This window comes from Pseudomonas guariconensis, assembly GCF_040822035.1.
GTDB classification, from domain to species: Bacteria; Pseudomonadota; Gammaproteobacteria; order Pseudomonadales; family Pseudomonadaceae; genus Aquipseudomonas; species Aquipseudomonas guariconensis.
In genome coordinates, this window is sequence record NZ_CP162012.1 from 3,386,985 (window position 1) to 3,400,106 (window position 13,122).

The 13,122-nt window shown below is 65.0% G+C and carries 9 protein-coding genes; all 9 read left to right on the forward strand.

Annotated elements, in window-relative coordinates; genetic code table 11:
- Positions 1–137: 137 nt before the first annotated feature.
- Positions 138–308: a DUF6026 family protein gene (locus AB1N67_RS15590; RefSeq protein WP_167358085.1), complete on the forward strand. Its 171-nt coding sequence runs from the start codon at positions 138–140 to the stop codon at positions 306–308.
- 152 nt (positions 309–460) lie between these two features.
- Complete coding sequence (locus AB1N67_RS15595) at positions 461–919, forward strand: SgcJ/EcaC family oxidoreductase (RefSeq protein WP_043212046.1); 459 nt, start codon at positions 461–463, stop codon at positions 917–919.
- A gap of 454 nt (positions 920–1,373) precedes the next feature.
- Positions 1,374–2,933 carry a glycogen synthase GlgA gene (glgA, locus tag AB1N67_RS15600; protein ID WP_043212048.1) on the forward strand — a complete coding sequence of 520 codons (1,560 nt, stop codon included), beginning with the start codon at positions 1,374–1,376 and terminating at the stop codon, positions 2,931–2,933.
- Between the two features lie 15 nt (positions 2,934–2,948).
- Complete coding sequence (treZ, locus tag AB1N67_RS15605) at positions 2,949–4,691, forward strand: malto-oligosyltrehalose trehalohydrolase (RefSeq protein WP_090344439.1); 1,743 nt, start codon at positions 2,949–2,951, stop codon at positions 4,689–4,691.
- On the forward strand, positions 4,688–6,757 hold the full coding sequence (gene malQ / locus AB1N67_RS15610; protein ID WP_253132598.1) for a 4-alpha-glucanotransferase: 2,070 nt from the start codon (positions 4,688–4,690) through the stop codon (positions 6,755–6,757). The genes treZ and malQ overlap by 4 nt, the downstream gene beginning before the upstream one ends.
- Complete coding sequence (locus AB1N67_RS15615) at positions 6,754–9,528, forward strand: malto-oligosyltrehalose synthase (RefSeq protein WP_367863176.1); 2,775 nt, start codon at positions 6,754–6,756, stop codon at positions 9,526–9,528. The genes malQ and AB1N67_RS15615 overlap by 4 nt, the downstream gene beginning before the upstream one ends.
- Before the next feature lie 14 nt (positions 9,529–9,542).
- On the forward strand, positions 9,543–9,827 hold the full coding sequence (locus AB1N67_RS15620; protein ID WP_043212056.1) for a DUF2934 domain-containing protein: 285 nt from the start codon (positions 9,543–9,545) through the stop codon (positions 9,825–9,827).
- 90 nt (positions 9,828–9,917) lie between these two features.
- Complete coding sequence (gene glgX / locus AB1N67_RS15625) at positions 9,918–12,071, forward strand: glycogen debranching protein GlgX (protein ID WP_182815563.1); 2,154 nt, start codon at positions 9,918–9,920, stop codon at positions 12,069–12,071.
- 177 nt (positions 12,072–12,248) lie between these two features.
- Complete coding sequence (locus tag AB1N67_RS15630) at positions 12,249–13,043, forward strand: endonuclease/exonuclease/phosphatase family protein (RefSeq protein ID WP_043212059.1); 795 nt, start codon at positions 12,249–12,251, stop codon at positions 13,041–13,043.
- Positions 13,044–13,122 lie beyond the last annotated feature (79 nt).

Genomic DNA, 13,122 nt, shown 5'->3' on the forward strand with positions numbered 1-13,122 from the left:
GTTCGAGGGTTCACCGACGAACGGGGCGACAACGATAAACAAAAAAGTTCCCAAGGCCAGGAAAAGAATTCAGAATGCGCGCCGCGCCAAGCGTCTACGCTTGAAATTGTCACCAGCCAGAACCGCGAGGTGTTCCAATGGGTACCCTGATGCCTTCCACTCCCACCCAGACCCTCTATGTCACCGTGCGCCGTGACGAGCTGCGCCGCCTGAAGGACGAACGCGACCAATTGCGCCAGCAGGTCGCCCAGTTGAATCAGTTGCTCGAGCAGGCCCGCTGCGAAGACGACAAAGCCATTCGCATCTGATCTTTCATCGCTACTGGTGGGAGCTGATGGCTCCCACTCGACAAGATTCTCCCTTCATTCTCCGTACCGGATTCCGATAGTTCGCTGTCGCCGCCCTTCCTACAGTGGCCGCGTCGCAGGCTTGTGTTGCCTGCTTTGAGCGGAGATCGCGCATGACCTCATCCAAATACAGGTTGATCCTGACTTTCATCGGGCTTGTCGGCCTGTCGGCCCCTGCCACGGCAGCTCTGTGCAAGACCGCCAGCGAAAGGGAAGTGCTGGGGCTGTTCACGCAATGGAACGACAGCCTCAAAAGCGGCGATCCACACCAGGTCGCCAGCCTTTATCAGGACGACGCCCTGCTGCTGCCGACCGTTTCCAGGATTCCTCGCCAGACCCGTGAGGCGCGCATTGACTACTTCGAACACTTTTTGGCCAAGCGCCCCAGCGGCAAACTCGACACCTATCACCTACGCCAAAGCTGCAACGAGGCGACCCTGGCCGGTTTGTATACCTTTGATCTTGCCGCCAGCGGCCAACAAGTGGCGGCACGTTACACCTTCACCTATCGCTGGGACGGCGAACGCTGGTTGATCAGCCAGCACCATTCCTCACTATTGCCCACCGATTGATCGCTGGAGTGCCTAGGCACCCTTTCGCGTCCTGGGCTGCCTTTCAGGCGGCCCCTCTACCTTCGGCATTAACATCCTGTGACAACCCGCCAACGTTTGCGCGGACCCACGGTCATCATTTAAATGACCAGCGGGTCACAAATGTAACGCAACCTCTCCTACACTCGGGATTCTGCCCGCCAAACCGTCTGGGTAACCGGACGGAAAAAAAAAGAAACTTTCCAACAAAGCGGCAGGTCAGGAACTAAGTAGGCCAATGCACAGGGGACCTCCCCGCTTCGGCCCACCCACACCCCAAACAGCTCAACTGCCTTCGGCTGGAACGCCGATTGCACGGTGCTTGTGCGCACCACTCTGGGGCATGGACCGCACTACGAAGATTTGAACTAGAGAGAACCAACACGACATAACGCCAAAGGGTGCCAGCCACCCGATACAAGGGACGGAGAGAAGTATGATCAGTGCCGCTGTCGAACCTCACGTAGATACATTCACCCCGGACAACCGCGAACCGCTGCCGCCAGGATTCGCCACGACAGCCAAGGCACCCGGCGCCCAGCGCCGTCACAACCCGCACAAACGCAAAATCCTGTTCGTCACATCGGAAATCGCCGACCTGGTCAAGACCGGGGGTTTGGGCGACGTGTCCTCGGCCCTGCCCCGGGCCCTGTCCCATCTGCACGATGTCCGTGTGTTGATTCCTGGCTACCGCCAGGTGGTCGACAGCGACAACCCCATCCATATCGTCGGCGAACTGGGTGGGCACGCGGCGCTGCCACCCTGCAAGATCGGCCGCATGGATCTGGCCGACGGCTTGGTCATCTATGTCCTGCTCTGCCCCGAACTGTACGAGCGCGACGGCACGCCCTATGGCGCCAACAATGGCCGCGACTGGCCGGACAACCACATCCGCTTCGCCCGACTGGGCCTGGCCGCTGCGGAAATCGCCGCCGGCGAAGGCATGATCCACTGGCGCCCCGACCTGGTGCACGCCCACGACTGGCCGGCAGGCCTGGCCCCGGCGTACATGCACTGGCGCGGCCTGAACACCCCGACCCTGTTCACCATCCACAACCTGGCCTACCAGGGCGTGTTCAGCCGTGCCTGCTGCCCGGAGCTGGCCATCCCTGACCATGCCCTGCAGCAGGAAGGCATGGAGTTCTACGGCAAGCTGTCGTTCCTCAAGGCGGGCCTGGCTTATTCCAGCCATATCACCACCGTGAGCGCCACCTATGCCCGGGAGATCACCACGCCCGAATTCGGCTGCGGGCTGGATGGCTTCCTGGCCAGCAAGGCGCAGCAGGGCCTGCTCGGCGGCATTCCCAATGGCATCGACGAGAGCTGGGATTCGGCCACCGACAAGCACCTGCAGCACAATTTCAGCCTCAACGACTGGGACGGCAAGGCGCGCAACGCACAAGAAGTGCGCACGCTGTTCCAACTCGAGGCATCGCAGGGGCCATTGTTCGCCGTGGTCTCGCGCCTGGTGTACCAAAAAGGCCTGGACCTGACGCTGGGCGTGGCCGACTACATCGTCAAACAAGGTGGCCAGATCGCCATTATCGGTCGAGGCGAACCTGAGGAAGAACAGGCCATGCGCGAGCTGGCCCTGCGCTACCCGGGGCGCATCGGCGTGCGCATCGGCTTCAACGAAACCGATGCACGACGCATGTTCGCAGGCAGCGACTTCCTCCTGATGCCGTCGCGCTATGAGCCCTGCGGCCTGAGCCAGATGTACGCGCAGCGCTTCGGCTCGCTGCCGGTGGCGCGCAACACCGGTGGGCTGGCCGACACCATCGAGGACGGAGTCACCGGTTTCCTGTTCGACGCGTCCACTGTCGAGAGCTACCGCGAGGCCCTGAGCCGGGCGTTCTACGTGCACGGCAAGAAAGACCTGCTCAATGCCATGCGCTGCCTGGCCATGACCCAGCCCTTCAACTGGTGCCAGGCCGTGGAACCCTACGCCAAGCTGTACGAGGAGCTGGTCTGTCAGGCCCACGCTGGCCACTACTGAACGAGGGCACCGAAGATGCAAAGGCATGGCGCACACTTGCTGGACGCCACGTCGGCGCGCTTCGCCCTCTGGGCGCCCGATGCGCGCAGCGTGAGCTTGCAGCTGGAGCAACAACCTGCGGTCGAACTGCTGCCTGAAGCAGATGGCTGGTTCACCGGCCTGGCGCCTTGCCAGGCGGGCGACCGTTATCGCTACCGAATCGATGACACCCTGCAGGTGCCCGACCCCGCGTCGCGCTACCAGCCCGAGGGCGTGCAGGGACCCAGCCAAGTGGTGGACACCGCCAGCTATCCCTGGCGTCACCCCTGGCAAGGCCGACCTTGGCACGAGGCGGTGATCCAGGAGCTGCATGTCGGCTTGCTGGGCGGCTATGCCGGAGTCATGCGCGAACTGCCGCGCCTGGCCGAGATAGGCATCACGGCCATCGAGCTGATGCCGCTGGGGGCGTTTCCGGGGACGCGCAATTGGGGCTACGACGGCGTGTTGCCGTTCGCCCCGCAGCACACCTATGGCAGTCCGACCGAACTGTGCCGCTTGATCGACGAGGCCCATGGCCATGGCCTGATGGTGCTGCTCGATGTGGTCTACAACCACTTCGGTCCCGACGGCAACTACCTGCACCAGTACGCCAGCACGTTCTTTCGCGAAGACCGGCAGACGCCCTGGGGCGCTGCCATCGATTTTCGCCGGCCCCAGGTGCGCGAGTTCTTCATCCAGAATGCCCTGATGTGGCTATGCGACTATCGCTTCGACGGCCTGCGACTGGACGCGGTGCATGCCATCGACCAGCCGGACTTTCTCATCGAACTGGCCCAGCGCGTACGTGCCGCCGTGGCCCCAGGTCGTCAGGTATGGCTGGTGCTGGAGAACGAACACAACCAGGCCTCGCTGCTCGAGCAGGGCTTCGACGCCCAGTGGAACGACGACGGCCACAACGCCTTGCATGTCCTGTTGACCGGCGAAACGGAAGGCTACTACGCCGACTACAAGGATCGTCCGATCGAAAAACTGGCCCGCAGCCTGAGCGAGGGGTTTGTCTTCCAGGGCCAGGCCAACCGCCATGGCACGCCACGGGGCGAGCCCAGCGGGCACTTAGCGCCCAGTGCGTTCGTGCTATTTCTGCAAAACCACGACCAGATCGGTAATCGGGCAATGGGTGAACGCCTGACCCGCCTCTGCCCGCCCCCGGCCTTGCGCGCGGCCACCGGCTTGCTGCTGCTGGCGCCAATGATTCCACTGCTGTTCATGGGCGATGAAGAAGGCAGCCGCCGGCCATTTCTGTTTTTCACCGATCATCACGATGAGCTGGCCGACGCGGTGCGCGAAGGTCGCCGTGCCGAGTTCGCCCACTTCGCTGCGTTCGCCGACCCTGCGCAGCGCGAACGCATCCCCGACCCCAACGCCCAGGCCACCTTCGACGCCTCGCAGCTCGCAGCGCAGGAGGTGGTGGCCGGCTGGCACGGGCTGTACCAGCGCCTGCTGACCCTGCGCCGCCTGCATCTCACCCCACGCCTGCCTGGCAGTCGCGCCCTAGGCGCCACGGTACTGGGCGAACGGGCCCTGACCGCACGCTGGCGCCTGGGCGATGGAAGCCAATTGCGGATCGACCTCAACCTGGCCAGCGAGCCGCAATCGGTAGCACTGCCTCCAGTCGAGCGCTGGTTGTTCGACAGCAGCGACACCGCGCATCTCGACACTACCCTGCCCGCGCACAGTTGCGTGGTCAGCCTGCTGCCACCCGACCAGGAGGCTCCATGAGCGAATTGCCTTTGCACCGACTGGCCGCGCGGGTGGGCCTGGCCCGCGATTGGGTCGATGCCAACGACCGCCCCCAACGGGTCAGCGATGACGTCCTGCGCCAGGTGCTGGCAGGCCTTGGCCACCCGGCCGAAGACGAAACCGCTATCGCCGCCAGCCTCCAGGCGCTCGATGAGGCCGACGATGCCGACCATCTGCCGCCGATGCTCACCGCCGATGTGGGCCTGCCGCTGGACCTTGCGCGCTATTTCGCCCCTGGCAGCCCGGTGCAGTGCACCCTCGATAACGGTGACCCGCTGACCCTGGCCCTCGATGGCCAGGCACAGCTGCCGGGGGAGCTGCCCGTGGGCTATCACCAACTGAACATCGACGACCGCCCGTTCACCCTGGCGGTCGCGCCTGCGCGCTGCCATGCCTTGGACGAGGCAACCGAGCAATCACCGCCTCGGTGCTGGGGCCTTGCGGTCCAACTGTACAGTCTGCGCCGCCCCGGTGACGGCGGCTACGGCGACTGCCTGGCCCTGGAGCAACTGGCCCGAGCCGCCGCGGAACGAGGCGCCGACGCCTTGGCGATCAGCCCGATTCACGCCTTGTCGGCGATCGACCAGCGCCACTACAGCCCCTACTCCCCCTCCAGCCGCCTGCTGCTCAACACGCTGTACGCCAGCCCCGCCGCACTGCTGGGCGAGCGGGAAGTGCGCATGGCGATCGAGGCGTGCCAGTTGCAGCCGCTGCTCGATGAGCTCGAGCAACTGCCGCTGGTGGACTGGCCCCGCGCCGCCGAAGCCAGGCAACAGCTGCTGCAGGCGCTGTACAAGGACTTCAGCCGGGGCGCTCACCCCCTGCAAAAGGACTTCGACAGCTACCGTGAGGCCGGTGGCCAGGCCCTGTTGCACCACTGTTGGTTCCAGGTGCTGCAGGCCGAAGCGGTAGCCCGAGGCCTGGGCGCTGACTGGCGCAACTGGCCATCGGCCTGGCACGACCCTTATCACCCGGAGGTGGAAGCCTTTGCCAGCGCCTGCCCGGCCCAGGTCGAGTTCCATGCCTTCTGCCAGTGGCTCACCGAACGCGGCCTGCAACGCGCCCAGGAGGCCGCGCGCGGCAACGGCATGGCCGTGGGCCTGATCGCGGATCTCGCCGTGGGCGCCGACGGCGCCGGCAGCCAGGCCTGGAGCCGCCAGGACGAACTGCTGGCCGATCTCAAGGTCGGCGCCCCTCCCGATATCCTCAACCGCCAGGGCCAGGATTGGGGTATCTGCGCCTTCTCTCCGGAAGGCCTCAAGCGCAACGGCTACCGCGCCTTCATCGAAATGCTGCGCGCCAACCTTGCCCACGCCGGCGGCTTGCGTATCGACCACGTCATGGGCCTGCGCAGGCTGTGGCTGATCCCGCGGGGGGCGCGGCCCAGCGAGGGCGCCTACCTGAACTACCCGCTGGACGACCTGCTGCGCCTGCTGGCCCTGGAGTCGGTGCGCCACCGGGCGGTGATTTTGGGTGAAGACCTGGGCACGGTGCCCGAAGGCCTGCGCGAAACCCTGGCGGCCAAGGCCGTGCTGGGCATGCGCGTGCTGCCGTTCGAGCAACAACCGCCGGGGCATTTCAAACCGATTCTCGACTGGCCGGACAACGCCCTGGCCACTACCGGCACCCACGATCTCGCCCCCTTGGCCGGCTGGCTGCAAGCGCGCGACATCGACTGGAGCCATCGCCTGCAACTGGTGGACGCGGCCGCCGAGCTGCATTGGCGCCACACCCGCCAACGGGAGCGTGATGGCCTGCGCCGCACCTTGGAGCAGAACTATGGCGCCCTGGCTGACGACGATGCGTTGATCGACGCGGCGATCCGCTACGTCGGACATACCCGTGCCCCCCTGGTGCTGGTCCCCCTGGAAGACTTGCTGGGCTGCGACGAACAGCCCAACCTGCCCGGCACCACCGATGGCCACCCCAATTGGCGTCGCCGCTTCGCCCGCCCGGTGCGCGAGCTGCTTGACGACGAAGACGCCGCCCGCCGCCTGGAGCTGCTGGCCCAAGCCCGCGAACAAGCCTGGGAGCGTGACCGATGAAACCCTTGACCGCCACGGTGCGCCTGCAATTGCACAGTGACTTCACCCTGGACGATGCGGTGCCCCTGGTGCCCTACTTCGCCCGCCTAGGGATCAGCCACCTGTACGCTTCGCCCATTCTCAAGGCCCGGGCGGGCTCGCGCCACGGCTACGACGTGGTCGACCCGACCCAGGTCAATCCGGAGCTGGGGGGGGAAGCGGCGCTCGAACGCCTGGTCGCCGCGCTGCGCCAGCATGGCATGGGGCTGATCCTGGACACGGTGTCCAACCACATGGCCGTGGGCGGCGCCGACAACCCTTGGTGGCAGAGCCTGCTGGCCTGGGGCCGGCGCAGCCCCTACGCAGAATTCTTCGACATTCAGTGGCACTCCAGCGACCCGCTGCTGGCCGGGCAACTGTTGCTGCCGTTCCTGGGCACTGACTACGGCGTGGCGTTGCACAACGGCGAGATCCCGCTGACGTTCGACAGCGACCAAGGCGTGCTGCAAGTCGCCCATTACGAGCACCGTTTCCCCATCTGCCCGCTGGACTACGGGCAAATCCTCGGCCAGAGCGAACACCCCGCTTTGCAAGCATTGGCTCAACACTTCAGTGCCTTGCGCGAGGCCGCCGATCCGTTGACCGACGCCCTGCCCCTGCAGGCCGAGCTGGCGCGCCTGGTTGGCGAAGGCGCGAGCCTCGACGGCGCCCTGGCCGCGTTCGACAGCCGCACCGAAGCGGGTCTGAAACGCCTGCACCTGCTGCTCGAACACCAGACCTATCGCCTGGCCAGCTGGCGCACTGCGGCCGATGACATCAACTGGCGGCGTTTTTTCGACATCAACGAATTGGGCGGGCTACGCGTGGAGCGTGCGGTGGTGTTCGAGGCAACCCACGCCAAGCTGTTCGAGCTGATCGAACGAGGCCTGGTGGACGGCCTGCGCATCGACCATATCGACGGCCTGGCCGATCCTCGCCAGTACTGCCGCAAGCTGCGCCGACGGGTCGAGCGCCTGCTCGCCCGCCGCCCTGTGCAGGCCGCCGTAGCGCATTTTCCGATCTATGTGGAGAAGATCCTCGGGGCAGGCGAGCACCTGCATCTGGACTGGCGCACCGACGGCACCACCGGCTACGAGTTCATGAACCAAGTCTCGCTGTTGCAGCACGACCCGGCCGGCGAAGCCCCTTTGACCGAGCTGTGGAGCAGTATCAGCGAACGCCCGGACTTTCCCGAGGAAGTGCGCCAGGCTCGCCACTTGGTGCTCAATGCCAGCTTGGCCGGCGATTGTGAGTCCGTGGCCCAGGCCCTGTTGCAGGTGGCCCGTGGCGACCTGATGACCCGCGACCTGACCCTCGGCGCGATCCGGCGGGCGCTGCAGGCGCTGGTCGAGCATTACCCGGTGTACCGCACCTACATCAATGCCTGCGGCCGTCCGGCCGAAGACGAAGCGTTCTTCCAACACGCCCTGGCCGGCGCCCGGCAGAGCCTGGCTGAAGCCGACTGGCCACTGCTCGAACATCTGCAGCACTGGCTGGGCGGCCAACCCTGGCGCCAACTGCCCCGTGGCCTGCCCCGCAAGCACCTGCGCCATGCCTGCGTGCGCTTTCAGCAATTGACGGCACCGAGCGCGGCCAAAGCCGTGGAAGACACTGCGTTCTATCGCTCAGGACGCTTGCTGTCGCGCAACGATGTGGGCTTCGAAGCCGAACGGTTCAGCGCCGATGCCACCTGGTTCCACAACGAGGCCCAGCGGCGCCTGCGGGACTTTCCCGACAACCTGCTGGCCACCGCCACCCACGACCACAAGCGCGGCGAGGACTGCCGCGCGCGCCTGGCGGTGCTGAGCGAACACGGCCCCTGGCTGGCCAGCCGGGTGGAGCACTGGCGCGAGCTCGCCACACCACTGCGCCAGTCATTGAACGACGGCCCGGCACCGAGCCCGGCGGACGAACTGCTGCTGTACCAGACGCTGCTCGGCAGCTGGCCGCTGGAGCTGGACCTGCAGGACCTCGGAGCCTTGGGCCGTTATGCCGAGCGGGTCCGCCAGTGGCAGCAGAAGGCCCTGCGCGAGGCCAAGCTGCGCAGCAGCTGGAGCGCACCGAACGACGCCTACGAGCAAGCCTGCGCGACCTACGTTGACGAGCTGTTGCTGGGGCCGCAAAACCAACAGTTGCGCCGCTCGCTTCACGACGCCGCGCAGCACATCGCCTCTGCCGGCGCACTCAACGGCCTGGCTCAGTGCCTGCTGCGCATGACCAGCCCCGGCGTACCGGATCTCTACCAAGGCAACGAGTATTGGGACCTGAGCCTGGTCGACCCGGACAACCGTCGCCCGGTGGACTACGCCGCGCGCCGCGCGAGCCTGGACGACAGCGTGCCGCTGGCCGAGCTGCTGGCGCATTGGCGCGATGGGCGTGTCAAGCAGGCGCTGATCGCCCGGGTTCTAGATGCCCGCCAGGCCCATCCGCAGCTGTTCCAACGCGGCGCCTACCTGCCTTTGACCGTGCATGGCCGGCACGCCGACAAGGTGCTGGCGTTCGCACGCCTGGGCGAGGATGCCCGGGCCATCGTGGTAGTGCCGCGCCTGTGCGCCCCCCTGCTCGGCGACGCCCCTGTGCCCTTGATCCCAGCGCAGAACTGGGACGATACACGGCTGATCTTGCCGTTTGCCTTGTCGTCTGCCACTTGCTTGGGACTTTTTTCCAGTGCGGCTGTCAGCCCTTCAAAGGAGCTGTATTTGAATACTGTGCTGGCGGAGTTTCCGGTCAACCTGCTGATACAACAATCTTGAACACCAGGAGCGTCATGATGAGTGCCGATGAAAAACGTATTCGCGAATTCGCCTACCAGATCTGGGAGTCGGAGGGTAAACCCGTAGGTCAGGAAGAACGCCACTGGGAGATGGCGCGCAAACTGGCCGAGGCCGAGGCGCTGGCGCCCAAGGCGACCCCGCGCAAGAAGGCGGCGGCCAAGCCCAAGGCAGCGGCTGAACCCAAAGCGCCGGCCGAGCCGAAAGTGGCTGCCTTGCCGGGGGTCAAGCCGGCTGCGGCGAAAAAGCCAAAGGCTGTGAAGAAACCCACTGCAGGCTGAGCCTGTACCGAACCCTTTCGCGGGTTTGCCCGCGAAAGGGCTGGCATAGATGCATCGGTACATCCGTCCACCAGGCCAACGAGGACTGTCATGAGCCCCCGCACCCCGAAGAAAACCCGCTCCGTCGCTCCCTCACGCATCCGCGAAGGCTTGCCCTTCCCTCTTGGTGCCACCTGGGACGGTCTGGGCGTCAACTTCGCCCTGTTCTCGGCCAATGCCACCAAGGTCGAGCTGTGCCTGTTCGACTCCACCGGCGAACAGGAGATCGAACGCATCGAGCTCCCCGAATACACCGATGAGATCTACCACGGCTATCTGCCCGACGCGCATCCCGGGCTGGTCTACGGTTACCGGGTCCATGGCCCGTACGAACCGGAGAAAGGTCACCGCTTCAACCCCAACAAGCTGCTGATCGACCCCTACGCCAAGCAACTGGTGGGGAATCTGAAATGGTCCGAGGCACTGTTCGGGTACACCATCGGCCATCCCGATGGCGACTTGTCCTTCGACGAGCGCGACAGTGCGCCCTTCGTACCCAAGTGCAAGGTCATCGACCCGGCCTTCACCTGGGGCCGCGACCAGCGGGTGCAGATCCCTTGGGAGCGCACCATTCTCTACGAAGCCCATACCCGTGGCATCAGCATGCGCCATCCGGCGGTACCGGAAGAACTGCGCGGCACCTTCGCGGGCCTGGCCAACGATGAGCTGCTCAAGCACATCAAGGACCTGGGCGTGTCCTCCATCGAGCTGCTGCCGATCCACGCCTTCGTCAACGACCAGCACCTGCTGCAGAAGGGCCTGAACAACTACTGGGGCTACAACAGCATCGCCTTCTTCGCGCCTCACCCCAAGTACCTGGCCAGCGGCAAGGTCGCCGAGTTCAAGGAGATGGTCGCGCACCTGCACGATGCTGGCCTGGAGCTGATCCTGGACGTGGTCTACAACCACACCGCCGAGGGCAACGAGCTGGGGCCGACGCTATCCATGCGCGGCATCGACAACGCCTCCTACTACCGGCTGATGCCCGACGACAAGCGCTACTACATCAACGACTCCGGCACCGGCAATACCCTCGACCTGAGCCATCCCTGCGTGTTGCAACTGGTCACCGACTCACTGCGCTACTGGGCCGGCGAGATGCATGTCGATGGTTTTCGCTTCGACCTGGCGACCATCCTGGGGCGCTATCACGATGGCTACAGCGAGCGTCACAGTTTCCTGGTGGCCTGCCGCCAAGACCCGCTGCTGAGCCAGGTCAAGCTGATCGCCGAGCCCTGGGACTGCGGCCCGGGTGGCTACCAGGTCGGCAACTTCGCCCCCGGCTGGGCAGAATGGAACGATCGCTTTCGCGACACCGTGCGCGCCTTCTGGAAAGGCGATGAAGGCCAGCTGGCGGACTTCGCCTCACGCATGACCGCCTCGGGCGACTTGTTCAACAACCGTGGCCGGCGGCCCTATGCCTCGGTCAACTTCGTCACCGCCCACGATGGCTTCACGCTGCGCGATCTGGTGTCGTACAACGACAAGCACAACGAGGACAACGACGAGAACAACCAGGACGGCACCGACAACAACCTGTCCTGGAACTGCGGTGTCGAAGGGCCTACGGACGACCCACAGATCAACGCCTTGCGCATGCGCCAGATGCGCAACTTCTTCGCCACCCTGCTGCTGGCCCAGGGCACGCCGATGATCGTCGCCGGCGACGAGTTCAGCCGCACCCAGCACGGCAACAACAATGCCTACTGCCAGGACAGCGAGATCGGCTGGATCAACTGGGATCTGGACCAGGAAGGCACCGAACTGCTGGCCTTCGTCAAACGCCTGACCCGGCTGCGCCTGGCCTACCCGGTGCTGCGCCGTTCGCGGTTCCTGGTGGGCGACTACAACGAGGCGATCGGGGTCAAGGACGTCACCTGGCTGGCGCCCGATGGCAATGAAATGAGCGTGGAGCAGTGGGAAGATCCCCATGGCCGCTGCCTGGGCATGCTCATGGACGGCCGCGCCCAAGTCAGTGGCATTGCCCGGCCCGGCGGCGAGGCGACCTTGCTGCTGATCGTCAACGCCTACCATGACACGGTGCCCTTCCAGCTGCCCTCGGTGCCCGAGGGCGACTACTGGAGCTGCCTGGTCGACACCGACCGGCCACAGATGCGTAAGCCTCAGCACCTGGCCTTCGATACGCTGTTCGAGGTCAAAGGGCGCTCATTGCTGCTGATGGCGCTACAGCGCGAAGAAGAGTGATAGGCCTGTCTCACTGGCTTGCGAAAAGAGTTGCATAAGTATGTACACCTGATGCCTCTTGGAGAGTGAACCCAGGCGAGCAAGATCTGTCCGAATCAGTGTCTGTTTGTGCGAGTGGCCCTGACGTCGGCATGCCTGCGATGGGGCATTCAACCCCGCAGTCCTTGAGGAGCCATCGTGAGCCCCGAAGCCGGTAGTCCAGGTTTCGCCAGCGTCAGCCAAGCCCCAGCCGTTCATCGGCTGCGGGTGCTGACGGTCAATACCCACAAGGGCTTCACCGCCTTCAACCGGCGCTTCATCCTGCCAGAGCTGCGCGAGGCTGTGCGCAGTACCCAGGCCGACATCGTGTTTCTCCAGGAAGTGCTCGGCAGCCATGACCGCCACGCCGCGCGCTACCCGGGTTGGCCACAGACGTCCCAATACGAGTTTCTTGCCGACAGCATGTGGAGCGACTTCGCCTACGGTCGCAACGCGGTCTATCCCGATGGCCACCACGGCAATGCCTTGCTGTCGAAGTACCCGATTCTCGAACACCGCAACCTCGACGTATCGATCACGGGCCCCGAGCGCAGGGGCCTGTTGCATTGCATCCTCGACGTGCCCGGCCAACGCCAGGTGCATGCCATTTGTGTGCACTTGTCGTTGCTGGAAAGCCATCGGCAAAAGCAACTGCACCTGTTGCGCCGTTTGCTCGACAGCCTGCCGGCCGACGCCCCGGTGATCATCGCAGGCGACTTCAACGACTGGCAGCTGCGCGGCAATCGCACCCTGGGGGCTCAGCGTGATCTGCACGAAGCATTCGAGCGCCACCACGGCCTGCTGGCACGCACCTATCCGGCCCGCCTGCCGCTGCTGCGCCTGGACCGCATTTACCTGCGCAACGCCGAGAGTCATGCCCCGCGAATCCTCGGGCACAAGCCTTGGACGCATCTGTCCGATCATCTGCCCTTGGCGGTGGAGGTGCGTCTTTAGCAATGATTCGGCATAGTCCAACCTCGGTAAAGAACCAACCTCGATATCGATAGCTGAATTTCGAGCCAAATCATTCGCT

Coding starts and splice junctions, on each gene's coding strand:
- AB1N67_RS15620 (WP_043212056.1), top strand. CDS start 9,543: ATGATGAGTGCCGATGAAAAACGTATTCGCGAATTCGCCTACCAGATC.
- glgX (WP_182815563.1), top strand. CDS start 9,918: ATGAGCCCCCGCACCCCGAAGAAAACCCGCTCCGTCGCTCCCTCACGC.
- AB1N67_RS15595 (WP_043212046.1), top strand. CDS start 461: ATGACCTCATCCAAATACAGGTTGATCCTGACTTTCATCGGGCTTGTC.
- malQ (WP_253132598.1), top strand. CDS start 4,688: ATGAGCGAATTGCCTTTGCACCGACTGGCCGCGCGGGTGGGCCTGGCC.
- AB1N67_RS15615 (WP_367863176.1), top strand. CDS start 6,754: ATGAAACCCTTGACCGCCACGGTGCGCCTGCAATTGCACAGTGACTTC.
- treZ (WP_090344439.1), top strand. CDS start 2,949: ATGCAAAGGCATGGCGCACACTTGCTGGACGCCACGTCGGCGCGCTTC.
- glgA (WP_043212048.1), top strand. CDS start 1,374: ATGATCAGTGCCGCTGTCGAACCTCACGTAGATACATTCACCCCGGAC.
- AB1N67_RS15590 (WP_167358085.1), top strand. CDS start 138: ATGGGTACCCTGATGCCTTCCACTCCCACCCAGACCCTCTATGTCACC.